General features: G+C 42.0%; 23 protein-coding genes and 1 pseudogene. 13 read left to right on the top strand and 11 right to left on the bottom strand.

The annotated features are described in order from the left end of the window. Nucleotides 1–81: 81 nt before the first annotated feature. A complete protein-coding gene (locus ACE1CI_RS00915) occupies nt 82–411 on the bottom strand; it encodes a DUF8822 family protein (RefSeq protein ID WP_413261531.1) in 330 nt (109 codons plus the stop codon). A 262-nt stretch (nt 412–673) separates the two neighbouring features. On the opposite strand from ACE1CI_RS00915, the gene aat reads away from it, so the two are divergent. Then, the gene (gene aat, locus ACE1CI_RS00910; RefSeq protein WP_413261532.1) at nt 674–1,249 is read left to right on the top strand and encodes a leucyl/phenylalanyl-tRNA--protein transferase; all 576 of its coding nucleotides are present in this window, start codon (nt 674–676) and stop codon (nt 1,247–1,249) included. A gap of 50 nt (nt 1,250–1,299) precedes the next feature. On the opposite strand, the gene ACE1CI_RS00905 is transcribed toward aat, so the two are convergent. Beyond that, nucleotides 1,300–2,124: a DUF3598 family protein gene (locus ACE1CI_RS00905; protein ID WP_413261533.1), complete on the bottom strand. Its 825-nt coding sequence runs from the start codon at nt 2,122–2,124 to the stop codon at nt 1,300–1,302. Nucleotides 2,125–2,776: 652 nt separating this feature from the next. Here ACE1CI_RS00905 and ACE1CI_RS00900 point away from each other — a divergent pair. The 3 genes from ACE1CI_RS00900 to ACE1CI_RS00890 all read left to right on the top strand — a co-directional run bounded on the left by ACE1CI_RS00900 (nt 2,777) and on the right by ACE1CI_RS00890 (nt 6,838). Beyond that, nucleotides 2,777–5,995, top strand: a complete 3,219-nt coding sequence (locus ACE1CI_RS00900) for a Calx-beta domain-containing protein (protein WP_413261534.1) — start codon at nt 2,777–2,779, stop codon at nt 5,993–5,995. A 63-nt stretch (nt 5,996–6,058) separates the two neighbouring features. Further along, complete coding sequence (gene def / locus ACE1CI_RS00895) at nt 6,059–6,622, top strand: peptide deformylase (protein WP_413261535.1); 564 nt, start codon at nt 6,059–6,061, stop codon at nt 6,620–6,622. Nucleotides 6,623–6,643: 21 nt separating this feature from the next. After that, on the top strand, nt 6,644–6,838 hold the full coding sequence (locus tag ACE1CI_RS00890; RefSeq protein ID WP_413261581.1) for a hypothetical protein: 195 nt from the start codon (nt 6,644–6,646) through the stop codon (nt 6,836–6,838). Nucleotides 6,839–7,061: 223 nt separating this feature from the next. Here the strand turns inward: ACE1CI_RS00890 and ACE1CI_RS00885 are convergent, their stop codons facing one another. From ACE1CI_RS00885 to ACE1CI_RS00865, 5 genes are all read right to left on the bottom strand, one after another. Then, on the bottom strand, nt 7,062–7,688 hold the full coding sequence (locus ACE1CI_RS00885; RefSeq protein ID WP_413261536.1) for a hypothetical protein: 627 nt from the start codon (nt 7,686–7,688) through the stop codon (nt 7,062–7,064). A gap of 44 nt (nt 7,689–7,732) precedes the next feature. Beyond that, the gene (locus tag ACE1CI_RS00880; RefSeq protein WP_413261537.1) at nt 7,733–7,879 is read right to left on the bottom strand and encodes a hypothetical protein; all 147 of its coding nucleotides are present in this window, start codon (nt 7,877–7,879) and stop codon (nt 7,733–7,735) included. A gap of 51 nt (nt 7,880–7,930) precedes the next feature. Further along, nucleotides 7,931–9,598 (bottom strand): CHAT domain-containing protein, encoded by a 1,668-nt coding sequence (locus tag ACE1CI_RS00875; RefSeq protein ID WP_413261538.1) that lies wholly within the window; start codon nt 9,596–9,598, stop codon nt 7,931–7,933. 113 nt (nt 9,599–9,711) lie between these two features. Beyond that, nucleotides 9,712–12,015, bottom strand: a complete 2,304-nt coding sequence (locus tag ACE1CI_RS00870) for a protein phosphatase 2C domain-containing protein (protein WP_413261539.1) — start codon at nt 12,013–12,015, stop codon at nt 9,712–9,714. A 72-nt stretch (nt 12,016–12,087) separates the two neighbouring features. Then, nucleotides 12,088–12,345 (bottom strand): DUF6737 family protein, encoded by a 258-nt coding sequence (locus ACE1CI_RS00865; RefSeq protein WP_413261540.1) that lies wholly within the window; start codon nt 12,343–12,345, stop codon nt 12,088–12,090. 207 nt (nt 12,346–12,552) lie between these two features. On the opposite strand from ACE1CI_RS00865, the gene ACE1CI_RS00860 reads away from it, so the two are divergent. Continuing rightward, nucleotides 12,553–12,813 (top strand): hypothetical protein, encoded by a 261-nt coding sequence (locus ACE1CI_RS00860; protein ID WP_413261541.1) that lies wholly within the window; start codon nt 12,553–12,555, stop codon nt 12,811–12,813. Nucleotides 12,814–12,892: 79 nt separating this feature from the next. On the opposite strand, the gene ACE1CI_RS00855 is transcribed toward ACE1CI_RS00860, so the two are convergent. Together ACE1CI_RS00855 and ACE1CI_RS00850 are read right to left on the bottom strand one after the other, a co-directional pair. Then, complete coding sequence (locus tag ACE1CI_RS00855; protein WP_413261542.1) at nt 12,893–13,246, bottom strand: NAD(P)H-quinone oxidoreductase subunit M; 354 nt, start codon at nt 13,244–13,246, stop codon at nt 12,893–12,895. Nucleotides 13,247–13,393: 147 nt separating this feature from the next. Continuing rightward, entirely contained in the window at nt 13,394–13,942 is a 549-nt protein-coding gene (locus tag ACE1CI_RS00850) for a LeuD/DmdB family oxidoreductase small subunit (RefSeq protein ID WP_413261543.1), read from the bottom strand. A gap of 613 nt (nt 13,943–14,555) precedes the next feature. On the opposite strand from ACE1CI_RS00850, the gene hpsJ-B reads away from it, so the two are divergent. Next, complete coding sequence (gene hpsJ-B / locus ACE1CI_RS00845) at nt 14,556–15,380, top strand: hormogonium polysaccharide biosynthesis protein HpsJ (RefSeq protein WP_496615177.1); 825 nt, start codon at nt 14,556–14,558, stop codon at nt 15,378–15,380. 205 nt (nt 15,381–15,585) lie between these two features. Further along, the gene (locus ACE1CI_RS00840) at nt 15,586–16,494 is read left to right on the top strand and encodes a glycosyltransferase family 2 protein (protein ID WP_413261545.1); all 909 of its coding nucleotides are present in this window, start codon (nt 15,586–15,588) and stop codon (nt 16,492–16,494) included. 312 nt (nt 16,495–16,806) lie between these two features. On the opposite strand, the pseudogene ACE1CI_RS00835 reads toward ACE1CI_RS00840, so the two are convergent. Both ACE1CI_RS00835 and ACE1CI_RS00830 read right to left on the bottom strand, forming a co-directional pair. Continuing rightward, a pseudogene (locus ACE1CI_RS00835) lies at nt 16,807–17,172 on the bottom strand (type II toxin-antitoxin system HicB family antitoxin); the annotation flags it as partial. Beyond that, the gene (locus ACE1CI_RS00830) at nt 17,147–17,407 is read right to left on the bottom strand and encodes a type II toxin-antitoxin system HicA family toxin (protein WP_413261547.1); all 261 of its coding nucleotides are present in this window, start codon (nt 17,405–17,407) and stop codon (nt 17,147–17,149) included. The gene ACE1CI_RS00830 and the pseudogene ACE1CI_RS00835, both read right to left, overlap by 26 nt. A 418-nt stretch (nt 17,408–17,825) precedes the next feature. On the opposite strand from ACE1CI_RS00830, the gene ACE1CI_RS00825 reads away from it, so the two are divergent. From ACE1CI_RS00825 to argH, 6 genes are all read left to right on the top strand, one after another. Beyond that, nucleotides 17,826–18,551 carry a DUF502 domain-containing protein gene (locus ACE1CI_RS00825; protein ID WP_413261548.1) on the top strand — a complete coding sequence of 242 codons (726 nt, stop codon included), beginning with the start codon at nt 17,826–17,828 and terminating at the stop codon, nt 18,549–18,551. 285 nt (nt 18,552–18,836) lie between these two features. Then, a complete protein-coding gene (gene nusB, locus ACE1CI_RS00820) occupies nt 18,837–19,463 on the top strand; it encodes a transcription antitermination factor NusB (RefSeq protein WP_413261549.1) in 627 nt (208 codons plus the stop codon). Between the two features lie 104 nt (nt 19,464–19,567). After that, complete coding sequence (gene ftsY, locus ACE1CI_RS00815; RefSeq protein WP_413261550.1) at nt 19,568–21,271, top strand: signal recognition particle-docking protein FtsY; 1,704 nt, start codon at nt 19,568–19,570, stop codon at nt 21,269–21,271. A gap of 556 nt (nt 21,272–21,827) precedes the next feature. Then, nucleotides 21,828–23,333: a SpoIIE family protein phosphatase gene (locus tag ACE1CI_RS00810; RefSeq protein ID WP_496615176.1), complete on the top strand. Its 1,506-nt coding sequence runs from the start codon at nt 21,828–21,830 to the stop codon at nt 23,331–23,333. 138 nt (nt 23,334–23,471) lie between these two features. Beyond that, complete coding sequence (locus ACE1CI_RS00805; protein ID WP_413261552.1) at nt 23,472–23,723, top strand: hypothetical protein; 252 nt, start codon at nt 23,472–23,474, stop codon at nt 23,721–23,723. A 196-nt stretch (nt 23,724–23,919) separates the two neighbouring features. After that, entirely contained in the window at nt 23,920–25,308 is a 1,389-nt protein-coding gene (argH, locus tag ACE1CI_RS00800) for an argininosuccinate lyase (protein WP_413261553.1), read from the top strand. Nucleotides 25,309–25,473: the final 165 nt, after the last annotated feature.

The raw sequence follows: 25,473 nt of genomic DNA, 5'->3' as shown, positions 1-25,473 counted from the left end.
TGTAAGGGCGGGTTTTGTTGTTAATTCTTTCGCTGAGAACACAGATTTATCTGCTAAACCTGCCCCTACAACTCAAAACTATTATTGTCCACAACAGCGATCGATCCCTAAACTATCTAAAAGGATGTCGCTCACAGCGTTGGCGATCGCAAATTCACTATAAAAACTTTGGGAAAAGTCAAACGCCTGCATCTCGGTGACAATGGCAATTACCAGAGATCCTAAGTCATTTTCCCCTTCCATACGTTGTCGCGCATAAATTTGCGCGGCGCGATAAGCAATTTGCTGATTGACTGCTTCTGGGATAAATTCTCGATCGAGCCATCTCTGCAAATTTGCGCGTAACCATTCTGCCTCTTGTTGAGGGTTTTGCGCGGATGGTAGTGTAATTGGTGGAATTGGTTGAGCCATGAGCGATCGCAAATAGTGTGGGAGGGTGAGAACCTTATTTTTTTCCGTAAGGGATGAAACCCGATATAAAGTATATTAAACAACCGTATTTGCTAAGATGGCTGGCAAACTGTAGCTGAACTTCTGACTACAATTGGTAGAATGATTTCTTCGATAGCAGCATTTTGACAAATATTATCACAGTCTTGACGTGATATCAGATGAATCTAGAAATTAAAAACAAATAAAGTCATAGCTAACAACTTGAGTTACTAACTAATCCATGCAAGTGGAAATTAAGGGAATTATAGAGGGATACGCCCAAGGTTACTTTTTAATGGCAGATGAAACTGGTGTTTTAAACTGGTACTCTAGCCAGAAACGTGCTTTTATCCCGCTTGACGATCGCTTTCGCTACCCGAAATCACTACGTCGGGCAATTAATCAAGAACGATTTCAAGTTGCCATCAATCGAGATTTTTTTGCGGTAGTCGAAGGTTGTGCCAACCGAGAAACTACTTGGATTTCTCCCGAATTAAAGCAGATATATAAAGCACTTTACCACGCAGGTTGGGCTTATAGCTTTGAAACTTGGCAAGGGGATCAATTAGCTGGGGGAATTTTAGGACTTGCCATTGGTGGCGCTTTTATTGGCGAGTCAATGTTTTACCGAATTCCTGAAGGCTCAAAGGTGGCAATGGTAAAATTAGTGGAACATTTGCGATCGCGTAATTTTGTCTTTTTTGATGCTCAAATGAACAACCCTCACTTAGAACGTTTTGGCGCATTCATAGTTACAGATAAAGAGTATCAAATCTTACTCAAAAAAGCCCTCAAATATCGGGGATCTTTCATTTAATCTTTAAGATCCCCGACTTCTTGAAGAAGTCGGGGATCTAGTTCTCTAGTTCAAAGCTTTCTTTCTTTTACTAAAGTCAAACTTACCCATTCCCCTTTTTCATTATAACTGCGAATTAATCTTTGTCTTTCTTTTTGTGAATGTAACCAACCCACTTCTAAAAAAAAGCTTTGTCCAAATTTAATTTTAGTTGGGCAAGTAGCAGAAGCACCATTAGGTAATAATAAAACTTGTACTTTTTGGGTGCCTTGTTCAAAATAGAGAATTGAACCTTCAACCCTAGCAACTGACTCAATAGTGCGATTAGCAAAACTTAGTTGTTGAACTAATTCCCCTGATTGATTGAGATGAATTTTTAACACTGTGGGATAGGTATCAGGCGATCGCCAATCAGGATATATTGTTACTGCTTCACCTACCCATTCTCCCCACAATTGTTCCACTGTTAAATCAGGAATTTCTTGAGGTTGAGTACCAGCTAAAATTTCCCGAATTAAGATAATTTCTTCTAACTCACTATTCTTATTAAACAATTGTACTAAGCGCAAACGCCTTTCCCGTTCCTCATCTATCAATCCCAACTCTGCCCCAAACTCGGAAAAAGGGGCGATTTGTATTGATCCAAAAGAAAAAGCCCCATTTTCCAAAAATAGCACCCCCCGCCCCAAAGAACTGTATTCTAAAACCTGTTCTGATGCTTCTCCAGTAGGTGAAAATCGCAGAATCTTTTGGCGAATCGCTTGATTATTATTTAACCCTTCCAAAGAAACTACCGTAGGAGTATCCCCTACTAATTCCCCACTTGGCGAAAAGCGAGTAAAAGAACCTCGCCATTCTCCCAAATTTCTTAATAAACATTCCCACTGAGACTTCATTTTGTTTAACAAAATATAGGTCTATTGTAAATTCTTCTTTTTATATCATATTAAGTAACTTTTGGCTAGAGTAATAAGTAATATCTTTGATGATTGTTGGCTTTCCAGTAAAACTTTAGAAAAGATCTACTAATTTTTGTAATTAAACTATTGGCAAAATTAGGTATAGTTTGACTAAAATATTAATTGAATTTAGTCTGAAGTTGGGTGGGCAGATATGCCTAACGGTAGGCTGTGCGATCGCTCAATTTTCCCTTCCTAAAGTTGGCTAAAGCATCTATTACAGGGTTAATATTTTACCTGAGTCGGAGCGAGAAAATAGAGCAGAATAACACTTGTGCTTTTATTTACAGCAAAACTCCATTAAACGCATAAAACATCTATTGGTTAAATTAATTTAATCAGTAAAAGAATGTAGCAAAATTAGCTTGCTATAAATAAAGGTAGAGTTAAACTTATGACCAAAACAGCCAGAGTTCTGGCGCTGGCGAGCTCCCATACATAAAGCTAGAGAAAAGTGCATCAGTCATCGATCTCAAAACAATTAAACCAACACAAAACAACGATCGTTGTGGAAATAAATGGGAATAATGACTCTTTTTAGACCTAAATCGTTAGATTATATGGATTAGGTAGTGAGGAGATATAGACAATGGCGACTATCATCGGTACCCCAGGTAACGACTTTCTAGTAGGCACAAAAGATGCCGACCTGATAAATGGGTTAGCAGGTAATGACACCATACTAGGATTAGAAGCAGGAGACTCCCTCTATGGCAGTGAGGGTCAAGATTTCATCTTTGGTCGGTTAGGCAACGATTTAATTTACGGCAACCAAGGCAACGATGTAGTAAGCGGCAACGAAGAAAACGACTCTGTATATGGTGGTACAGGCAATGACCAAGTTCGAGGAGGTAAAGGCAACGACCTATTGTATGGAGACTTAGGAAATGATACTGTTTCCGGGGACTTAGATAATGACACAATCTTTGGTGGGTCAGGATTTGATTTCCTAGATGGCAACCCAGGTAATGATGTCATCTATGGCAACGAGGATGCAGATACCATCTTTGGGAGTGAAGACAACGACTTAATATATGGTGGTCAAGGTAATGACCTATTAGTTGGCGACCCTGGACTGGACAGTATTTTTGGTAACTTGGGGAACGACACCCTCTATGGTGGTGAGGATGATGACCTGATCAACGGTAACGAGGGAGATGATTTCCTCAGTGGGAATGATGGCAACGATACCGTTTATGGTGGTCAAGGTAATGACAGCATTTTTGGTGGCAAAGACAACGACCTACTCTCTGGTGACAAAGGCAAAGACACCATCTTTGGTAACTTAGGTCGTGACATCATCTTAGGCGGTGAAGATGACGACGTACTTTACGGTAATCAAGACAAAGACACCATTTATGGTGGTCAAGGTAATGACACCATTTTTGGCGGTGAAGACGACGACTTACTCTACGGTGACAAAGGCAACGATACAGTCTTTGGTAACTTAGGTGATGATAGTTTGTTTGGTGGCGCTGGGGCAGATCTACTCAATGGTAATGAAGGCGACGATACTCTCAATGGTAATGAGGGCAATGATACCGTTTATGGTGGACAAGGTAATGACCAAGTAAGCGGAGGCAAGGGTAACGACTTACTATTTGGTGGCAAAGGTTCTGACATTATTTACGGTGACATCGGTGCAGATACTCTCACAGGAAATGGTGGTGATTCAGGGACTCAAGATATCTTTGTAATTGGTTTAACTGGTGATCCCACAAATAAAACCACAGGTGGTCTTACCATAGCAGATGCCGATCTTATTACTGACTGGGATTCATGTATAGATAAAATTTCGCTCACAGAGGGGCTAAGTTTCGACGATATAGTTCTGGCACAAGGTACTGGGGCAAATGCAGCTAACACCATTGTTTCGATTTCCAATACCTTTAAAGGTAACGGTGCAGGTGAGTTTTTAGCCATCATCAAGAATGTCAACGTCAACAGTATTGATGGCACCTCGTTTATCGACAGTACTGGTAAAATCGGCCCAGCTAGACCAATTATTGTAGCTACCGATCCTACTGCGATCGAACCAATAACCACACCTAATGGTGTTCTGCAAAACAACGGCGAATTTACAGTCTTTATCCCTTGTCCAGCAGAGGAAAGTCTAGCAATTACTTACACTGTCACAACTGGTACTGGCGCAGCTACTCCAGATACAGACTATGACACTTTAAACGGTGTAGTCATTATTCCTAAAGGTTCCGATCGCGCAACCATTTCGGTGATTCCAAAGTCAGATACTGTAACCGAAACGCCAGAAACAGTTACACTCACCTTAAATGCCAATGGCCCCGGCTTTAAATCAGGATTACCTCAAACTGCTACAGTCACAATATTCGATGCTGCAGGAGGTGCGCCAACAACGACTAAAGCCGCTGTTTCTGTCACTGCACCTGATCCTGATGCTTCAGAAGCTGGCTCTAATCCCGGTACGTTTAGGTTTACTCGTACAGGTGGAGATATTACTCAACCACTAACAATTACTTACACCGTAGGTGGTACGGCTAAGGCTGATGACTTTGGTGCTACCCCTGGTTTGACTGGGACTGTCACTATTCCAGCTAATCAGCCGAGTATTGACATCCAGATTAATCCAGTCAACGACGGAGTTTTTGAATTCGCCGAAACCCTCAGCGTAGCCCTCAGTGCTGGGGAACAATATCAAGTGGCGGCCCCAGACGAAGCTACTATTACTATCCAAGATAGTACTCAACTGCAAGATCGTACAGGCCCAGTTCTCCTGTACAGAAATATCAACACTAACCCAAATAATATAGTTCCAGACCAGTTCAATACAGTTGTTGAAGCTGTAAATCAGGCTAACCAAAGTGCGGGTGTACTGGATCTAATAATCATCAAACCAGGAACTTACAATAGTCCAACGGGAATTAGCATTACAGATTCATTAATTATTGGTAGCCCCAATGCTGCTGGTGCTTCAACAACTACGCTCACAGCTGATGCCAATACTGCGATATTGGGAATTAGCGCCTCTGCTACAAATGTAACGATCTCAGGGTTACAGTTCCAAACTAACGGAGCAAATGCCATCACAGCGACGGTTCCGGCGGGAAACCCTGGTGGTCAAAATATCCAGATTCAAAAAAATATCTTTACAGGGGCTGGTAGTGGCGGTGGAGGTGCGATATTTATGAACCTGTCCTCAGCCCCCAATACCAAAGTGACGATCGCTGAGAACACCTTTAGGGACATCACTGGAGGGTCTAGCGGTGCTATTCAAGTACAGAGTGTTCAGACACTAATTATCACCGATAACACTTTAACCAATATTGCTGGCCCTGGTATGCCTTTAGATAACCTAACTGGTACTGGCACTAACATCAGCAAAATTAGCAACAACACATTAACGCAAATTGGTCAACAAGGCATTCAATTAGCAGGTGGTAACGCGCAAATTACAAACAACTTCATCGATCAAGCTAACACTACTGCGACTGCCGATCGCTTAGAGCGTGGTGGTATCAGGCTACGTCAAGGAGGTGCCGGAAATGATATTGCTTTGGGAAATGAAATACTTGTGCAGGGGAATAAGGTTACTAATTCTCTCAATGGATTAGTGATTCGTCCTCAAACGGCAGTTCCTAGCGGAGTACAAGTTACTAAAAACGACTTTACTAGCAACACTAACGCTGCTATTGCTCACTATGGAACTGGAAAACTCAATGCTCCCAATAACTGGCTTGGTAGTACTACTCCTACTTTGGGGAATGAAGTTAAAGTCCTTGGTGGTGGTACTGTTACCTTTGAGCCACCTGCTACTGCGCCCTTCTATCCTTAAGATGGCAAGATAAAATGAAGGAAACAGACAGTGTGAATTTAGTCCTACTCGCCGTAATCTTCCATGACATCTGAGGTTTTAGTCGAAAAGAAAAAGTTAGATAAACCGCCTTTGGAAATTCATACTTTGGGCGATCGCGTTTTGCGCCAACCAGCAAAGCGCGTCTCCAAAGTAGATGCCGAAATTCGTCAACTAGTGCGGGAAATGCTGCAAACTATGTATAGTGCTGACGGCATCGGTTTGGCAGCACCCCAAGTAGCCGTTCATAAGCAGCTGATCGTTATTGACTGTGAGCCTGATAATCCCGCTAATGGGCCTTTGGTGTTGATTAATCCCACGATCAAAGCTGCTAGTCGGGACATTTGTGTAGCTCAGGAAGGTTGTTTGAGCATTCCTAAAGTTTATTTAGATGTGAAACGACCAGAAGCGATCGAAGTTACTTTCAAAGACGAATATGGTCGTCCGCGCACAATCTCAGCTAATGGTTTATTAGCACGCGCTATTCAGCATGAAATGGATCATCTTAATGGCGTTTTGTTTGTAGACCGTGTAGAAAATGGTTTAGCTTTAAACCAAGAACTGAAAAAATACGGCTTTTCCACTCAAGCTGTTAAGCCAATAGGATAAGGAGAAATAATTGTGGGTACAATGACTCCCAAAAGTGGTTTGTTTTTGATGGCTTCTTGTGTATCTGCGATCGCCGCTGTAGGCTCAATCTTTGAGCTATCGTCAGGAAATCCCGATCTTGGCAACCTGACTACTGGAATTATTCTCGCCATTAGTGTGCCACTGGGAGGATTATTCTTCTTCGCAGCTGTTCGTAGTGCCCAAGCTAATCAATAATAAGTCAATCAGATTAATAGGAGTAAGGAGAGAGTTTGACTCTACATTCTCTCCTCACTCCGAATTTTTATGAATTTTAGTAAGTAGTGATCTTGAGTATTTGACACCTGTTTTGCGGGTGACAAACTCTCAATTTTAGCAATCTATAAATAAAAAGTTAGGAGCAAACTTTCACTACTTATTTAAGGCAGACAAAAGTAAATAGCTAAAGCTTTCGATTTAATTATTCCCGATCTAATTCTGCTAAAGCATAACGAGCGATCGCTAATCCTAAGCGTGCTTGTTCCATATCCGATAACTCAGAAAAAGGTAATTCCCTCACCGTTGCCAGCATTGAATCAATAGCTGCGGTTTCAGTTCCCCGCATGGCAAAAGCTAAAGGACGAGAAAATAAATATAAATCTCCCTCATGCCAGTTAGGTAATAATTCTTGCACGCAACGTACCAACCGATCTGCCAAATTCATTTGATTATAAGCCCGGTCTTCTCCAAACTTCAACCCATAAGCCTTATGAGAAATAGCTTCTAACCAAGCACTTGGCACACGAGTCGCAAAGTTTTGCCGCAAAATAGAAAAAATATCTTCTGCTGCTATCCGGGGAACATTAATAGCCCAAATTCCGTCTAGTTGATTAAAGAAACTTTGCGCCTTTTGTTCTACTTCTTCTACCCAATCATCTAATTGGAATGTCTTTTCTAACTGAGCAAAATAAGTATCTGAATCTCTTTGGGTGGGATTCCAATAATAAACAGACTCTTCCTCATCTTGCAGCAACACCTGCAATAACTCTTGTTCAGCTTGCGAATGGAAAGAAGGGAAACATCCTGAACCCCTAATTTGACTGGTCATGATTTTAGCTCCTGAGTCTTATTTTTAACTAACGCTGTCCGTAGTTAGACTACATCAGCACTCCCACCAGTTCCGTAACTTTCTGCTTTTTCACAATCAAACCGGAATTTGATTTTGGGAGTAGCTGAGGATAAGATTTCCGCCCATGTTTTCCTTAAAGAATCATCCCACAAGTAGAAGAGGTAAAGCATTAATAATACACCGAATCTTTTCCCTGTACTAACTTATTCCGGTTCCCAAATTTAACTGCCAATCACGAACTCCCAAGTCTGACCTTTGGAACTGCCAAATTTTAGTTCCATTCCTGATTGGAGAGACACTTGGTCATAGTGGACTTTTCGTATACCGTCAGGCCCCGAAACTAAAGTACCAAACCGAGAAAAATCCCGCAAAAAGTAATTTGGCCCAGCACCATTAGCATTTAAACTAGTACAGCGGCAGATAATTTCTGCGTGAGCTTGGGAAACCCACTTTTCCTCAATTACCAAGTCATTTTTTACCAATACCAAGTCTTTGTCTTTTTTTGCTACCCGTACCCGTCCAATGCGGAGTAAGCTGCTGTTAATATGACATATATTTGCCGTAAAACCTACTGGACGGAGATAAGCTTTTAAATGAGGACGACCGACGGAAGTGGGCGAATCAGGAGGTAATTCGGTAATATCGGGGATATCTTCGAGTAATTGACCATCAAACTCTGGATGGATGTACAACACAGGCAAAGTCCAAGCTGGCTGATTAAACTTATAAAGAGTTAATAGCTGCTGTCTAGCTATAGCTACTGCTTGGTCAATTGGTTTTCTTTCTGCTAAAGCGCGGGCAAATGCTTCAATAAAACTAATTGCTTCTTGATCTACGATCGCATCTCGCATCGCCAGCACAGCGGGTACACCATGATGAATCAACACCTCAGCTAAACTACTGCGCCCAATCGCTTGATGATTAATTCTCGCTGATTGCGCCCCCCAACAAGAATTAAACACCGCTAAGGTGACTCGGCATCTAGTTAACACCTGCGCCAGTTCCGTACCGTTCATTGTCACACCTGGACGCAGATACAACAAACCACCATTCGGTGCTGCTGCGCCATGTCCGGCATAAAAGAGCACATTATACATTCCATTTTCCAAGGTGGAAATTAACTCAGCAGCAGTAGGCATGATCAGCGTGTCTACCTGACAAGGAACAAAGGTTCCCACAGCCTTGGTATGATTCAACACGCTATCCTCTAAAACTGATGCCAGTAGCTTAGCTTCCTGTTCCAACTTTAAACTGCCATGACTGGAATTTTGCCCTGTTGATTCTTCTCCTAAAACTAAAAGAATATTTAAAGTTTGCTCAGTTCTTAGCGGGGGTAAATGATCGACATAACTAGTAGTACGACTGAATAATAACTGTTGACTTAAAGAAATTGCCTGCTTGCCAACTTGGGGTTGCATAATTTCCCAAGGCATGAGGATTAAATCAGGATCGCGAACATCTAAACGTAACCGCAGAGGTTGAGTTGGCCCAATACCAATAGCAATCCCCTGACTACGTTCCAAACAGTTTTGAATTGGCCCATCAAACAACCATTTCCACAGGTCAATTCCCAGCTGTTGCATCAGATGTCCGCTGTAGGTAGCACCTGATTTGCCGGAATTACTTGGTGGTGATACTACTACAGTTGGGGCGATCGCTCTCTGGTGTACTGGAATTTTAGCAGACCCAGAGTAGCTAAAAGGGGAAAACATATCCTGCCAAATCATCCAGGTTTCTGCTAAGGATTCGGGCAAAATGCAGTCATGATGGACGTGCCCAGCAGGATAGGGTGCATTCCAAACCCATACGGCGAAGTGATCTGCCTTACCAGGTACTTGATGCAGTCGGTCAATAGAGATGTTGAGGCAAAGGCTGTTAGTTGGCAACATTCAGAACTCTTGAATATTTGACCTATTTGGAAGCGATTGAAAGCTTTCAATTATCAGTTTATCGATTCTTTAACTGTTTCTGATGCTATTGGGGTGACAAAAGTTTGGTTTTGCTAAACTCGATCGGAAGAATAACACCCTGCCGATGCTGGCGATGCTGAAGGAGAATATTCTTGAATATATGGTTGACTCTCAGTTTCTTTAATCCAGCCTCGTTCTCCTGGTTTAATTACCCGAAATGTAGAGGACACTGCTTGATTCGGTTGTGGTTTGGGATTGTTACTTTTTGGTTCTTGGGGAATGGAGCAAACTTTTACTAACAGCCAGCTTTCTTGCTGCCGTAAGTCTTTGCGTTCAATCTCTAAAATACTACCATGAGGAATGCTGCCTATGACTGATTGATTTTGGGGAGGTTGGGAACTTTGACGCAGCCATAGGGTTTTCTGATTTTGGTTGGTTGGAGATGGGGGAATTGTAACTTGAATCAAGGTTCCTACACTCAAAGAAGCGGCAGGTTTTGGGTTATTGGTTGGGGTAGGAGTAGTGGTTGGAGTTGGTTGTTGTTGCTGTTTAATTTTACTTACTAAGCTATCTACTCGATAACCTATTGTTGGAACCCAAAGGTAAACTAGTAATCCGCCTAAACCTATTAAAAAAGTGATTCCTGCTAAAAGTGGGAATAAGCTAGGTGGGTTATTTTTGGCTACTAATAAACGGGTTTTGAGTTGTGAGAATTGATTATTTTCAGTTGGTTTCCCAGATGAAGAATTAATCTTTATTCCCTGTTCCTTGTTCCCTGCTGCTTGTGTTTGCTGTGGCGAGTTTTGTTTAACTTGGTAGTAAACTAAACCGACGGTAACATTATCATGACCGTTTTGAGTGTTAGCAATTTGAATTAGTTTAGCTGCGGCTGTGGACAAATTGACTTTCTTTTCCAAGACGGGGAGAATTTCTTTATCCCAATTTTGTTCTACGCGATCGTTATCGCTAAGTCCATCTGAGCAAAGCAGAAAAATACAATCTTCGTCAAGAATAAAACGTTGCACTGTGGGACGAAGATGATGAGAAGAACTCATCCCCAATGCTTGAATTAAAGCGCCTGTTCCTGCTTGTTGTAAACTTTCCCGATATAGTGAATAACCTAAGCGCACTTCTCGCGATGCGATGTCATCATCTAAGGTAACTTGATGGCAACCTGTGCGGGTAATCCAGTAAGCGCGACTATCGCCAATATGGGTAATATAAACTTCATGGACGTAACCTTTTGCCATGACTAAAGTCGTTCCCATTCTTTGCCGTTCGGAACGTCCTTCGTTATCATTACGTTGGCTGATGCGATCGTTAGCTTCAAAAACCGAATTTTCTAACTGTGATACTAACTCAAAGTGATTACTATCTAAGCGTTGGGGAAACTTATCTAACCACTGTTGTACAGTTTCAATGGCTAAGTGAGAAGCCACATTTCCCCCATCATGTCCCCCAATCCCATCACAGACAATTACTGTAGGAGATAGACTGTGACTATTTTCCCCCTGTTTTACCCCCGGCGACGATGGGGGAGGATAACTTGCGTCTTCGTTGCGTTGTCTGGTCGGCCCGGTATCTGTTAGGGTAATAATTTGATAAGAGCAGGTTTGCGATCGACCCACTACCTGTAAAATTCGGTCTAATTCTGCCATCAACTCCTCACTACTGACCAACTCTTGTGCGATCATTTGTTGACAGAGTTGTTCGAGAAATTGCTCAATTTCTGGTTTAGCTTTGGGTACTAATTGCCACCAAAACTGTCCCAATTGTCTTAAAGTAGGTTCCTGTGCTGGCGAATTCTCTAATTCTAACAACCGCACCACTTGACCTTCTACCCGCAATAACTCCGAATTTAATAAACTAGCAGCTACCCCTTCACTCTCCAAAGGTTGCCACAAATGAGCAATTTGCCACAACCAATTTAACTGACGCATTGCCGTAGCATCTTGCCAAGCTTTCGTTAATTCTGGTAATAAAACTAATACAGGTGACTTGGACGGCTTCTGATTGGGAATCACCTGAATCGGAGCTGCTTCTAATAACCAAATATCTTTATACTTACCTTTTTTATGTGGTGGTAGTTTTGCATACACTTGAGGAAGGTGCAGCTGATAGGGAAATAATCGCAGATAGGGTAATATCCAATCAGCAATATCTTCTGTATAAGGCAAAGGTATCCCAGGCTGAGTATCTAGAAGAATTCGCTCCTCTTTGAACAAAAAACGTTCCCCGATCGACTTTCCGGGTTTTAGGGCCTCTACTCCTTTTCCCACTACCCATAAATAACGCTTTACTAAAGGAGTGCGACATTGCTGGCAAAATCTGTGAGTCTCTGGGTTGGGAGCCTGACAGTTTAAATTAGAGCAAATAATTTGTGCAGTATCTCCCATATCATTTTCTCATACCGATCGCCATTGGAACAAAAGAACGGATCATCGCTTATTTTAGCGCTTGAGTCTGAATCAATTACTCTCATTTTGGTCTGATGTTGGTGTTCGATACTGTTCCAGGATGCCACTTTCTCTGATTAATTGCGGCCAAACTAGTAAAAAGAAACCCATCCAAGCCAATATTGGCAGAGATATCACTACCGTTAGCCAAACCGATCGCCAAATGAACCAACTACCACTAATTAATATAATACCCGTCAGTAGAATTGACCAAGGCTGACACCACCAAGGTTTGTAGTTCCAGGGATTAATAGATTTTTGTCCGCTCATCCGATTTTAGATTTTTGATGGGTCGATTCTATCATTTCAAGTAGGGGTTTCACCCCGCTTTTGTTTTCCCCTTTGTTGGTTTAGATTGAAAGAGAATTCTTCATTGTCCAAACATAAGCTGTCAGTATTGTAGCTAAAGGTATTTTTTATTTAAATTTATCTTTAGTCTGACTGTTGAAGCCCATCTTAAACATCAGGGTGTTATCTATGTGGGAAAACTTATTGCATCATCCGCCGCGAGAAAAGATTGCCTCAATTCATCCTTCTCCCATTAGTGAAATTCAAGAAAAACTTAATGAACTGAAAACTTCTCGCGAATATTTAGCCCGATTAATGAACTTAGAAACTTGGGCTATAGTTGCTACTATGGATGACTTGTTTCCGGGATTTTGGCATCGGTTTATGAGCAATCGTCAGTTAGCTTTAAAAAATTTAATCCAACAACAGAAAGATTTGCCGAAAAAATAGCTAACTTAATCCTAAAAAATTGGCGAATTGGTAAGGGGTAAAGTCCTGGTTGATTCCTTTCCCCTTGCCTATGTTTAATTTATGCTGGTTTTAATTCGCCCTGGGAATCGACTCTGGGTAAACCCATGCTGTAGTTGACTACACGGCTGTTGAGATTATAACTAATCTCACCTTTTTGTAACATGGCGCGAATCAAATGTTCTAAATCAGAACCAATGCGTCGGAGATTATATTCAGTTAAATCTTCGCCGTTATAAGCTTCAACTAGTTCATCAAATTTGCGATAAACTTTTTGCAGGGATTCTTCGTTCCAATTTAATTCGTTATCTGGATCGATATCCAAAGTTAATACATTTTCACTAGGAACCAATTCGTTGTTTTCAACTTCAGCAGTAAAGATGCGGATATGGCGGGTTGTAGATTTGAGTAGCATAGTCAGGATAATTCTGATGCTAGGAGTTGTTTTGTCAAATCTTATTGTAAAGCCTTGTTAAGTGTTTGCAAATTTTATCGGCTAAGGGGACAAGGAACAGGGAAGGAATATTCCGCGTCACCATGTCCGGGCGATAGTGGGTAACAATCAAGTTTTACTAGAAATCATGCCTGTTTTTCTAGCGTAGGCGAAGATGCCGCCTGCATCAATTACGGGGCCGACTTCTCCTAGTGGTTTGAGGTCGAAACTTGTCCCTAGTGTATGATTGATTAATTGATTGTTGCCAAAATCAATGGTAACTTCTTGACCAGTGGTGAAGGAATCGCATAAACGTTCTGTAGATTCCCAAGGGTAGAGTTCTCCGGTAGCGGAACAGTTGCGGAAAAAGATCCGGGCGTAGGATTGGGCGACGACTGCTTGTACGCCGGATGCGCCTAGTGCGATCGGGGCGTGTTCCCGTGAGGAGCCACAACCGAAGTTTTCCCCAGCAATTATAATTGGGTATTGGGTTTTCATTTCCCCAGTGGGGATAAATTTGCCGTAGCGATCGGGTAATCCGATCATCGCATAACTACCGAGCTTTTCATATTCATCTGGCTTAGAGGGGACTAAGGTCAGATATTCAGCGGGAATGATTTGATCGGTATCAATGTTGTCATCTACAACAAAAATAAGTCCCCGGATTACTTTGTCCATGATTAAGTTTTCTAATTTTAAGATTAACAACTGTTTGGGTTTACTCAGCAGAGGATGATCCTAAATTATTTTTACCATCAAGCTGTAAGCAACATTCAATAATTGTACAGGGAATTCACTGATTGAACAGGTACTAAAAGCTGACTATAAGATCGGCAGATAAGCTAAAGCGCATCTAAATTGTATATTTTTGGTGTTAGGCAAAAACCGTCAATACCTCTTTCCATCCCCCCATCCCCCCATTTCCCCATCAGCCTAAATATTAAATTTAAATGCGTAGCAGTTTATGACTAGGGGGCGAACAACCCGAAAAAAGGTTTACAAATTGTGAGTTTCTGGAAATTTGAGGGCATTCTAGGTAATAGAATATGATTTGCAGGGGGTTGGGATACTCATCCATATTAAATGGAAGTAATCAGAGGAACTCCTAAATAATTATTAAATGTCTGAGCCAGCGTCGGGAAAAAAGTAAGGTTTAAAAAAGTCTGAAAGCTTGATAAATCAAGCTTTCAGACAACTCGGAACGCTGTGGGCACCAGAAAACCCATGACAGACTAGTGATAGTTAACGATCGTATTCAACTAAACGATTCAAGATTTTAGTAAAAACAGCCATGAAAGCAAGTACAAACCGTCCATTATCTCCACCAGCGGCTTTAATTCTCAAGTTGATTGGACTAATCTGTATAGTGTCTTTTTTAGTAGACGCATTCACGCTGCTAATTCCCTTCAATCCTACCGATCGCGGATGGCAAATCAACCTGACAACTCAGCTAGTAGAAAGGGGAATTATCCCTTTAGTAGGGATGGCATTCCTGTTTGCTGGCGTTTGGATTGATAGTGTAGCTGACGCATCTGGGAAAGGTGCCCCTGTTTGGCAAATTGTCAAATTAGTAGCATTGGGACTTTCGGGAATTTTAGGGTTAGTTTACTTGCTAATTGCACCTTTGCACGTCAATAATGTACGGCTTCAGAGTAACACAGCGATCGAGCGAGTAGCCGAACAAACCAAACAAGCAGAAACTCAATTAAATAGTGATGCTTTTAAAACCCAAGTAGAACAGCGACGCACCCTAATTAAAAACCAAATTGGGGAATTACTCAAAGACGACCAAAAATTCAACCAAGCAGTAAACAATCAACAAGTACCCAAAGAAGTCAGAGATATACTTCAACAGTCCAAAGCAAATCCCCAAGTACTAGATGACTTCTTAAATCAACAAGCGAAAAGCTTTAGTAACCAAACTCTGACCCAAATTCGGGAACGCCAACAACAATTAGAAAGTCAAGCTAAAACTGCGGCACTAAAATCTCAAGTTCAAATCGGGATCAGCAGTGTTTTATTAGCAGTAGGCTTTTTTATGACAGCGGGAACGGGATTAAGGGGTTTAGTGTCCCTACCATCAGCACCCCGGAAAAGTCAGCCACCAAAGCGTTAGAAAAAAGACTTTGAGCAATTTATAGTCAGAGTCGATCGTCAGGGTACTCTAAGGCAAAGATCGAAAATCGGCTAGCAACCCAAGTAGGGACAAGGTAAGAGAAATATTTGTTCCCTGTTCAGGAGTTCCCTTCCCTCGCCAAAATGTCCCGCTTTCAACCAATAGCCAAAAAATCTTTATCTTTTCGCCTAATTGGAAGTTTTACATGATCTCGATTTACATCCTGACCTATAACGAAGAAATTGATATCGCCGCTTGCATTGAGTCAGCAATGCTGTCTGACGATGTGATTGTAGTAGATTCTCTGTCGAGCGATCGTACCGTAGAAATTGCCAATCGCTACCCAGTACGAACATTTCTGCATAAATTTGAAAGTCACGGACAACAGCGCACCTGGATGCTGCAATCAATCCCCACCAAATACGACTGGGTATACATCCTAGAAGCTGATGAACGCATGACTCCTGAACTATTTCAGGAATGTCTACAAGCAACACAAAGTCAGGAATACATCGGTTACTACGTAGCAGAAAGAGTCACATTCATGGGTAGCTGGATTCGCCGCAGCACCCAATATCCTCGTTACCAAATGCGTCTGTTCCGCAAAGACAAAGTTTGGTTCACTGATTATGGTCACACAGAACGAGAAGTCTGTAACGGTCCTACCAGTTTTCTCAAAGAAACTTACCCGCATTACACCTGTAGTAAAGGATTAAGTCGCTGGATTGAAAAACATAACCGTTACTCCACAGACGAAGCAAAAGAAACTCTCCGTCAGCTACAACAAGGTAACGTTAACTGGCGAGATTTGTTTTTTGGGCAAAGCGAAGTAGAAAGAAGAAGGGCACTCAAAGATTTATCTCTGCGTTTACCATTTCGACCCTTAATCCGATTCATTTATATGTATTTTATCCTGGGAGGGATACTTGATGGCAGGGCAGGATTTGCTTGGTGTACCCTACAAGCTTTTTACGAATATCTCATTATGCTCAAAGTTTGGGAATTGAAGCATCTGCCTTTACCCAACTTTGAAGTAACTCACAACTTCCCTACTTCTGAATCTACCATTGAGGAAGCAACTACCGACTCGGCTAAATTGAGTTCTTCTACTTAGAGGGGGGATTGGGGACTGGGAAAATTTTGAGTTGTAGGGGCGGGTTTTGTTCACAGATTGTCTGTGGGTGAGAGAGGTCATCTGCTCTCACCCGCCCCTACAGATGCGCCCTCTGTCCCTATCCGTAGGGTGCTCTCGCGTGTTAACGTAACGCACCATTGACCATATTCATATCACATTATTTACAGCCACTAATTGCTTGAAAGTCTCCATCTGTTGTTCAGTTAATGTAATTGTTTGCTCAGAAAGAACTTTGTAAATCTTTTCGAGTTGATTGTTGATGCTTTCAGTATCTCTTAAAGCGTTCCTTTCGCTTAATAGAGATATTACATATTGATTAAAACTGACTCCTTCACGTTCAGCACTTTCTACTAATTGTCGATGCAACGATCGAGGCATTCGGAGTAAAACCTTGCCACTGTAATCTTTCCCACTTTTAGGTAAGGGAATATCATCTCCAAATTCGTAGGCAGTTTCTATCCACAATTCCCTCACTTCCTCAATGTTAGACATAGCTTCATCAATGTTTTCTCCCTGAGTTATGCAGCCAGGTAAATCTTTAATTTCAACTACATAACCCACTTCAGGATCGGGATCGGGGTAGAGGGTAATAGGATATTTTAAGCTTAGGTAAAATTCTAGTGATTTTCGCTCAGTCATCTTTTTCTTGGGCATCATATTCCTCCAATCTGAGCACCTCAATTATCAGTTCTATATAACGTTCTCCAACTTTTTTACCTCCCTGCTTTGGTATAGGTAATATCTGTCCATCTTGATTGCGAAAAATATGGTGGCTCCCTTTTGATCGAACTTCTTCAAAACCGAAAGCTGTTAATAAACGTTTAGCATCTTGATAACGAACTTCAGTTGGATAGGACAGAAATAATTTGACTAATTTTTCTAGTTGACTCATGCTCAAATTTTTTCCTAATTCTATGGTGTGTTTTTCTCATGGTTTGCTCTCCTGTAAAGCTAGTACTAAATATAGTACCACATTTAAGTAAGAAGGGTGAAAGCGGAAGCTACCTGAAAAACAACAGATTAGGGGCGCTACTCCGGTAAAACTTTGAACAAAGAGCTTCGGATACGAATATTTTGCATATAAACTTGAATAGTTCGTTTTTTGCTAGCTTTTTCGTTACCTGCTTTCCTGCCTTTAAACTAGATGCAGAAAAGTGTAATCGCTGATACTATCATCATTAGCCTCTTTTATAATCAATTGCCTGCCAAAGCGGGAAAACCGCTTTCTTAAGGTACGGCAAAGTGAAAGAGGGGTTAGTTTTTAAGTTTTATAATTTTTTTAGCAGGGTAGATAGTAGAGTGGGCAGTCTGTGTTTCAACGTTTGAAGCAGGATTTAAAAAATGACCTGATCGCAGGTTTGTTGGTAGTGATTCCCCTTGCTACCACTATTTGGTTGACGGTGACTATAGCAACTTGGGTGATTGATTTTCTCACCCGAATTCCCAAGTGGCTAAATCCTTTTGATGGGCTACATCCAATTTTAGTTGATTTGCTGGATCTCGCTGTGGGGCTAGCGGTTCCCCTGTTGAGTATTTTGCTAATTGGTTTAATGGCGCGGAATTTTGTTGGGCGTTGGTTGTTGGATTTTGGCGAGAGAATAGTACACGCGATTCCGTTAGCTGGGGCGGTTTATAAAACGCTCAAACAATTACTAGAAACTATATTGAAGGATAGCGGTGGGAAGTTTCGCCGGGTAATTTTGGTGGAGTATCCCCGGCGGGGAATCTGGGCGATCGCATTTGTTACAGGCACTCTGGGCAATGAGATGCAAGCGCACTTGTCCAATCAACCAATGCTGAGTATATTTATTCCTACTACACCCAACCCGACGACAGGTTGGTATGCAGTTGTGCGAGAAGATGAAGTGGTAGACTTGGGTATGTCGGTAGAAGAAGCCTTTAAGGTGATTATCTCCGGTGGTATTGTTAGCCCTAGTCCTTTAGCCCCCGCATCTCTTCCCCGGTTTCCCGATCGGCAGTTGGAAAGTTCCTTACCAGAAAGTAAACTGCAAGTCTTACCCTTAGAAGAAAGTTAGGGGAAAGTTCGATCGGGATTTTCAGGATTTACAGATTTGCCAGATTTATTGATTAATCCTGTTTCTTAATCCCGATCCTGAATGTAAATCCATAAATCCCGATCCGGTTTTGAGTTAATTTAATTTCCCAAGAGTCTCCTTCTCCCAAGAGTCCCAATAGTTCCAATAGTCCCCCCTGCCTAATTTCTCTTTCTTCTACAAGAAGTCAATTTGCTACTTGCTATCTAAAATTAGGTTTTCCACAATCAACAAAAAAAGCAAAATTTAGAAATCACAGGAAATATTATGCAGTCTCGTCAAGTTGCGCGTGAATTGGCTTTACTGAGTTTATCTCAGATGCCGACAAATCCCGAAAAGATTTCGGAACAGGAAATCCCCGATTTTATTATTGCGGCGATCCGAACTTTGACTACAGAAGTTAAAGAGGCTTTGGAGGAAGCTGCTGGAGAATTACAACGTGCGGACGATCGCTTATTAAACAGCCAAACTCGTGCTGTGGATATCCAAAGTGCTAGAACGATGGTACAAGAGGCTATACAATTGGCTTCTGGGGCAATTAACCGCATGGGTAGTTCGGTGGAAATCCCAGAATTTATTCAGCTGGCGAACCAAAGAGATGTTCGCAATTATGCGGAAGATATCGTGCGGAATATGATGGTTAAACGCGAGGAAGTGGATCAACTGTTGTCGTCAGCAATGGTAGATTGGCAATTGAATCGGTTAGCTAGGATCGATCGCGATATCCTCAGAATTGCTGTTTGCGAAATCCTCTATTTAGGCATTCCTGAACGCATCGCTATAAATGAAGCTGTAGAATTAGCTAAACGCTACAGCGGTGAAGACGGTTACAGATTTATCAATGGGGTTTTACGTCGAGTTAGCGACAAACTCAAATCACCAATCAGTAGTTAATAATTGGTGTAAAGTGATGGGAAAAAGGTAAAGTTTTCCTTTAACTTTTTCCCTTATTGAAAAGCTGGATAACTGTTTAGTGACTATCTGGAAATGTAAGCGCTATGGTTTTTAACTGGTTTCGTCGTCAATATAACGATAAAGATAAAGAAAAAACTGAGAAACAACCAGAAACGACTCCGCCTCCTGAGTCTAAGGTAGAATCAACTGAGCCTTCGGCTTCGGTTCAACCACAAGCTGCGGATGATTATCTAGCTTGGGCAAAAGCTGCTTATAAAAATATTCAGGCTAAACAGAAGTCAGAAACAACTACAGAAACTAATGTTACTGCCCAAGAAACAGCAGCGGCAACTCCTGTAACTGAAACATTACCCGAAAGTATTGTTACTGAAGAAACAGCAACGGAAACTCCTGTAACTGAAAGCTTACCCGAAACTGTAGTTACGGAAGCAATGACGGGAGAAATTCCTGTGGAAAAAGTACCCGAAAGTGTGCTTACTGAAGAAACTGCACCGGAAACTCCTGCACCTGAAATAGTAACCGAAAGTGTGGTTAGGGAAGAAACGGCACCGGAAACTCCTGTAATTGAAACTGTTGGGGAAACTGGTGATGTAGTTGAGGAGGTGGAAACAGCGCCGCAAGTGGAAACTCCGGTTACAGTTCCTTTTTGGGCAAAGGACGATCGCCAAGCTAGGTTAGAACGGTTAAAAGCTACAGCTATTGAAGAACCAGAACCGGAAGTAAAACCAGCGGCGAAGGTAGCGACACCGGAAACAACTGTAGAAGAAATTCCTGATTTTGCTTTTGATGATGGTTTTGTGTGGTCGGCGGAAGTTTTAGCCGCCCAAGGTCGTCGCCCGGAAGATGTTTCTATTGAAGAGATTACCTGGTTAAAGAAATTACGGCAAGGTTTAGATAAAACTCGACGCAATATTGTTAATCAGTTAAAGGCGATCGTTGGTCAAGGGCCACTCAATCAAGATGCGGTCGAGGAAATTGAATCTTTGCTGCTGCAAGCTGATGTAGGAGTGGAAGCAACGGATTATATCATAAATGCGCTACAAAGTAAACTAAGGCAAGAAGTTTTGCCGCCGGATGCGGCGATCGCTTACTTAAAGCAAATCCTCCGGGAAATGCTAGAATCACCCCTGCAAAAATCGGCAAAACGTAGCCTTGCCCCGGAAAAAGAGACATTTAATATTTGGCTAATTACTGGGGTAAATGGAGCCGGAAAAACCACAACTATTGGTAAAATTGCACACATTGCTGACAAATCTGGCTACAAATGTTTAATTGCTGCGGCTGACACCTTCCGCGCCGCCGCAGTGGAACAAGTGAAAGTTTGGGGACAGCGCAGTGGTGTAGAAGTAGTTGCCAATCCAGGGAATAATACCGATCCAGCAGCAGTAGTATTTGATGCCATTAGTGCAGCCAAATCACGGGGTACAGAATTACTCTTAGTAGATACAGCGGGACGACTGCAAAACAAAAAGAACTTAATGGACGAATTAGGGAAAATTCGCCGGATTATTGACAAAAAAGCGCCAGAAGCGACGATCGAATCCCTGTTAGTTCTTGATGCAACGCTTGGTCAAAATGGCTTGCGCCAAGCGGAAGTATTCGCGCAAACAGCCCAACTCAGTGGTGTAGTGTTGACGAAATTAGACGGAACTGCCAAAGGTGGGGTAGCTTTAGCGGTAGTGAAACAGTTGGGTTTACCAATTCGCTTTATTGGTGCGGGAGAAGGAATTGAAGATTTACGTCCTTTTTCTAGCTACGAATTTGTGGAAGCGCTGTTAAGTGGTTGAAGCTTAATATTTTAAACTAGGTACAAAGAAACCCGGTAACTTCTGCGAAACCGGGTTTCTGGGGTTTTAAACTAGGTACAAAGAAACAGGGTTTCTGGGGTTTCTGGGGTTTCGCGGGTTCCATAAACCGTTACCTTTCCTCAGCAAATTGTAAACAATCTTAAATTTTTCGGGTACTTTTACGAAAGTAATTCATACTGGGAACGGAATTAGAGAAATAAAGTGAGTATAAATACGTAAAAATTGAGAATAATTCTAGGAGTACCGGAGATACTATCTTTAGATATAAACCAGTGGTAGATATTAATACTGTTATGGTGGAATCATTCGCTAGAATTTATCCCAATAGTTAAAGGTACTATGCTACCCAGACTCGGTTAAAATGTTGACCACCCTGCCATTGATCTGATAGAACTTTGTTTCTTAGTAATAATCAAGGCAGAATGAAGAACAACAAGTACTTTGTCTCTCCATCTTGATGTGCTAGGTAAACCCCTTGCTATTCAATTTGCTATTGCTTTTATCCCTAAATAAAGTAGTCCAAATGGCTTAGGTAATGAATACTGTGCCCCTTTCTCAACTTTCATCTGAATCAGGCGACGATCGCAGCGACAACACCTCCGATGTAACTCCTGTGTTCGCGCTTAAACAGTTGGTAGCGCGTTTGTATCGGGAACAGCATAAAATCCAAGATTTGTTGAGTTCTTTAGGGTTTGCGCTCAGATCATTCAACAATCTGAACCAATTTTTAGAGCTAATTCCCTTAATGGCAACCAGAGTCACCGATGCTGATGGTAGTGCTCTAGTTTTATTAAAACCCAATGGTCAAGTAAAGCTAGAACAGTTACACTGCCAAGATAACCTTCAGGGAATAGATATTCGCAAAGCGATCGAAACAGCAACTCTAAAGGTGAAGGATGCGACGGCGAAAAGTACGGCTTTAGCAGCAGCTTCCCAGAGCGATCGATTCGATCTTGAGGAAGCATCTGGAGTAGAAAAAGGATTGGCGCTTTTAGATGCTCAAGTAAACCGCTATTTAGGATCGGATATTCATTTGTTTGGTACAGCAATTTTAGTCAAGCAAATGGAACGAGGGCGACTATATGTATTTAGTCGCGATCCAGAATATACTTGGACGGAAACGCGACAGAAGTTGGTGCGGTTGGTGGCAGATCAAACAGCGGTGGCGATCGCTAACGATGAACTAACTGTCGAACTCCGCAAAAAAGAACGTCTCGACAGAGAATTAGAAATTGGTGCAGAAATTCAACAGCGGTTGTTACCTCGCCAATGTCCCCAAATTCCCGGAATTGAATTAGCCGCCCGCTGTCAACCTGCAAACCGAGTAGGGGGAGATTATTATGATTTTATTCCCACTCATTATGTCCTTCCAGGAAGAACTGACAACGCAGAGGGCGACACAAATAGCCCCTTGACATCTACTAAAGGACGTTGGGGCATCGTGATTGGGGATGTGATGGGTAAAGGTGTGCCAGCTGGTTTAATTATGACCATGACTAGGGGAATGCTACGGGCAGAAGTTCTCAACGGTCACACTCCGGGGCGAATTTTGCAACACTTAAATCAAGTGATGTATGCCGATTTAGAAAATTCCCATCGGTTTGTGACTTTGTTTTATTCAGAATACGATTTACAAACTGGTATTCTTTCTTACAGCAATGCGGCTCATAATCCCCCATTATTGTGGCAAGCAAGCACTAATTCTGTCCGGCGTTTGGATACTTTGGGAATGTTGATCGGTTTAGATTCTAATTCTGAGTATGAAGAGGGACAAATTCAGCTGGCTGCTGGCGATACAATTATCTATTACACTGATGGTTTTACCGAAGCTGCTAGCCCTAATGGGGAACGCTTTGATGAGGAAAATTTGATGCTAGTTTTCCAGAAAGCTTGTCAAAATTACCAAGAACCGCAAGCAATTTTGGAGTATCTATTTGACCAAGTACAGCAATTTATCGGTCAAGGAAATCGCAATGGCGATGATATGACGCTGGTGGTAATGCGAGTACAAAAGGGGACAAGGGGACAAGGGGACTCTTGAGACAAGGGGACAAGGGGAAGCAGAGAATTTTTAAAGGAAATTCACCAACGGGTTTTGACCGTTTTATGCTAAAAATTTTCTGGAGGTTGTCTTCACCATACAATAAGCAACAGGAAATTATTGTGAGGAAAAGTGGCTATGCTGATTAACCTAATGCAAACAATGACTAGTTGGTTATCGGTTCAAGTTTATGGAAGTGATTCTCTGCCGATGTTAGTCGCGAAAATGCCTTACTGGTCTTTAGAGTTGGCAGTTCAAATCAGAGAAACTAATCTCTGGGGACAGGTGCAAGGTGCTTGGAATCATTTTGTCCAAACAGGTCAAATCTGGGCTATGATTATTGGACTAATTCTGGGCTATTTCATTAAAGGGTTTACTACCTTTGGTTAATTCGCTGCAAACTGTTAACAATAGTTTCCTGAATTAAATCTGCACTTAAGGCAGAAATTTTTGCATTTAATTCTTTAGCGTACCAATGTCCGATCGCCTGAAGTCGCAAAGAGAAAAATTTTTCGCGTTTAGTCCAGCGGCTACAGATCGATCTGTGGGGGCAATCTAAAATCTAAAATCTAAAATCCAAAATCGAATGACTGAACAACAAACCTGGAGCCAGCGCTTTGAATCAGCTTTGCATCCAGCGATCGCTCGGTTCAATGCTAGTATCACTTTTGACATTGAACTGATTGAGTATGATATTTCTGGATCGATCGCTCATGCCAAAATGCTTGCCAAAACAGGCATTATTTCGCCAGAAGAAGGCGAACAATTGGTGGAAGGATTAGAACGAATTCGGCAAGAACATCGTCAAGGGCTTTTTAATCCCGGAATAGATGCGGAAGATGTGCATTTTGCGGTGGAACGTCGCCTGACGGAACTTAAAGGCGATGTGGGTAAAAAGTTACATACCGCAAGATCGCGTAATGACCAAGTAGGAACGGATACCAGGCTGTATCTACGCGACCAAATTAATCAAATTCGCAGACAAATTAGAGAGTTTCAAGCGGTTTTGCTGGATTTGGCGGAAACTAATGTAGAAACTTTAATTCCTGGTTATACTCACTTACAACGTGCCCAACCTGTATCTTTAGCGCATCATTTATTAGCTTATTTTGAAATGCTAAATCGAGATTGGGAAAGGTTGGGGGAAATTTACCAACGGGTGAATATTTCGCCTTTGGGCTCTGGGGCTTTGGCGGGGACGACTTTCCCGATCGACCGTCATTATACTGCCCAGTTACTCAATTTTGGCGGAGTTTACGCTAATAGTATGGATGGAGTTAGCGATCGCGATTTTGCGATCGAGTTCCTTTGCGCCGCTAGTTTAATTATGGTTCACCTCAGCCGCATGAGTGAAGAAGTAATTCTCTGGTCATCCCAAGAATTTGGCTTTGTCACCCTCAAAGATAGCTGCGCTACAGGTTCTAGCATTATGCCCCAAAAGAAAAACCCGGACGTGCCAGAATTAGTACGAGGAAAATCTGGGCGTGTCTTTGGACATTTGCAAGCTTTATTGGTGCTGATGAAGGGACTGCCGTTAGCTTACAACAAAGACTTACAGGATGATAAAGAAGCTTTGTTTGATAGCGTGAAAACGGTAAAAGCTTGCTTGGAAGCAATGACTATTTTAATGTGCGAAGGTTTAGAATTTCGCACCCAGCGACTAGCCGCTGCTGTGGAAGAAGATTTTTCTAATGCTACAGATGTGGCTGATTACTTAGCTGCTAGGGGTGTTCCCTTCCGCGAAGCTTACAATTTAGTTGGTAAAGTGGTGAAAACTTGTATCGCTGCGAATAAGCTGTTGAAGGACTTAACCTTGGAAGAATGGCAAGCGCTTCACCCAGCTTTTGCAGGCGATATTTATGAGGCGATCGCTCCCAAACAAGTAGTAGCAGCCCGCAACAGTTATGGCGGTACTGGTTTTGAGCAGGTAAGACAAGCTATTGCAGCCGCTCGTTCTCGCAGCAAAAACTCTTAGTAAAGGGAACAGGCAACAGGGAACAGGGAACAAATATTCTGTTACCTTGTCCTGGCTTGGATTTGTTAGCCGTGCTTGATTATCGCCAAATTAACAGGGAGAGCAGGGTTCAGGGGTGCAAAAACATTCATTTAGTTTTAGTTATTTCCCCTGTTCCACTCAAAC

Source organism: Floridaenema flaviceps BLCC-F50, assembly GCF_041929275.2.
Lineage (GTDB): Bacteria > Cyanobacteriota > Cyanobacteriia > Cyanobacteriales > Aerosakkonemataceae > Floridanema > Floridanema flaviceps.
This window is presented reverse-complemented; position numbering and strand designations above follow the sequence as displayed.

What these genes read in the sequence shown, in the direction of transcription:
- ACE1CI_RS00900 (WP_413261534.1), top strand. Translation starts at nt 2,777, where the DNA reads ATGGCGACTATCATCGGTACCCCAGGTAACGACTTTCTAGTAGGCACA.
- ACE1CI_RS00810 (WP_496615176.1), top strand. Translation starts at nt 21,828, where the DNA reads ATGAATACTGTGCCCCTTTCTCAACTTTCATCTGAATCAGGCGACGAT.
- ftsY (WP_413261550.1), top strand. Translation starts at nt 19,568, where the DNA reads ATGGTTTTTAACTGGTTTCGTCGTCAATATAACGATAAAGATAAAGAA.
- ACE1CI_RS00875 (WP_413261538.1), bottom strand. Translation starts at nt 9,598, where the DNA reads ATGTTGCCAACTAACAGCCTTTGCCTCAACATCTCTATTGACCGACTG.
- ACE1CI_RS00865 (WP_413261540.1), bottom strand. Translation starts at nt 12,345, where the DNA reads ATGAGCGGACAAAAATCTATTAATCCCTGGAACTACAAACCTTGGTGG.
- def (WP_413261535.1), top strand. Translation starts at nt 6,059, where the DNA reads ATGACATCTGAGGTTTTAGTCGAAAAGAAAAAGTTAGATAAACCGCCT.
- ACE1CI_RS00890 (WP_413261581.1), top strand. Translation starts at nt 6,644, where the DNA reads ATGACTCCCAAAAGTGGTTTGTTTTTGATGGCTTCTTGTGTATCTGCG.
- ACE1CI_RS00860 (WP_413261541.1), top strand. Translation starts at nt 12,553, where the DNA reads ATGTGGGAAAACTTATTGCATCATCCGCCGCGAGAAAAGATTGCCTCA.
- aat (WP_413261532.1), top strand. Translation starts at nt 674, where the DNA reads ATGCAAGTGGAAATTAAGGGAATTATAGAGGGATACGCCCAAGGTTAC.
- ACE1CI_RS00870 (WP_413261539.1), bottom strand. Translation starts at nt 12,015, where the DNA reads ATGGGAGATACTGCACAAATTATTTGCTCTAATTTAAACTGTCAGGCT.
- nusB (WP_413261549.1), top strand. Translation starts at nt 18,837, where the DNA reads ATGCAGTCTCGTCAAGTTGCGCGTGAATTGGCTTTACTGAGTTTATCT.
- ACE1CI_RS00885 (WP_413261536.1), bottom strand. Translation starts at nt 7,688, where the DNA reads ATGACCAGTCAAATTAGGGGTTCAGGATGTTTCCCTTCTTTCCATTCG.
- ACE1CI_RS00855 (WP_413261542.1), bottom strand. Translation starts at nt 13,246, where the DNA reads ATGCTACTCAAATCTACAACCCGCCATATCCGCATCTTTACTGCTGAA.
- ACE1CI_RS00830 (WP_413261547.1), bottom strand. Translation starts at nt 17,407, where the DNA reads ATGAGTCAACTAGAAAAATTAGTCAAATTATTTCTGTCCTATCCAACT.
- ACE1CI_RS00850 (WP_413261543.1), bottom strand. Translation starts at nt 13,942, where the DNA reads ATGGACAAAGTAATCCGGGGACTTATTTTTGTTGTAGATGACAACATT.
- ACE1CI_RS00915 (WP_413261531.1), bottom strand. Translation starts at nt 411, where the DNA reads ATGGCTCAACCAATTCCACCAATTACACTACCATCCGCGCAAAACCCT.
- ACE1CI_RS00880 (WP_413261537.1), bottom strand. Translation starts at nt 7,879, where the DNA reads ATGCTTTACCTCTTCTACTTGTGGGATGATTCTTTAAGGAAAACATGG.
- ACE1CI_RS00805 (WP_413261552.1), top strand. Translation starts at nt 23,472, where the DNA reads ATGCTGATTAACCTAATGCAAACAATGACTAGTTGGTTATCGGTTCAA.
- hpsJ-B (WP_496615177.1), top strand. Translation starts at nt 14,556, where the DNA reads ATGAAAGCAAGTACAAACCGTCCATTATCTCCACCAGCGGCTTTAATT.
- ACE1CI_RS00905 (WP_413261533.1), bottom strand. Translation starts at nt 2,124, where the DNA reads ATGAAGTCTCAGTGGGAATGTTTATTAAGAAATTTGGGAGAATGGCGA.
- argH (WP_413261553.1), top strand. Translation starts at nt 23,920, where the DNA reads ATGACTGAACAACAAACCTGGAGCCAGCGCTTTGAATCAGCTTTGCAT.
- ACE1CI_RS00840 (WP_413261545.1), top strand. Translation starts at nt 15,586, where the DNA reads ATGATCTCGATTTACATCCTGACCTATAACGAAGAAATTGATATCGCC.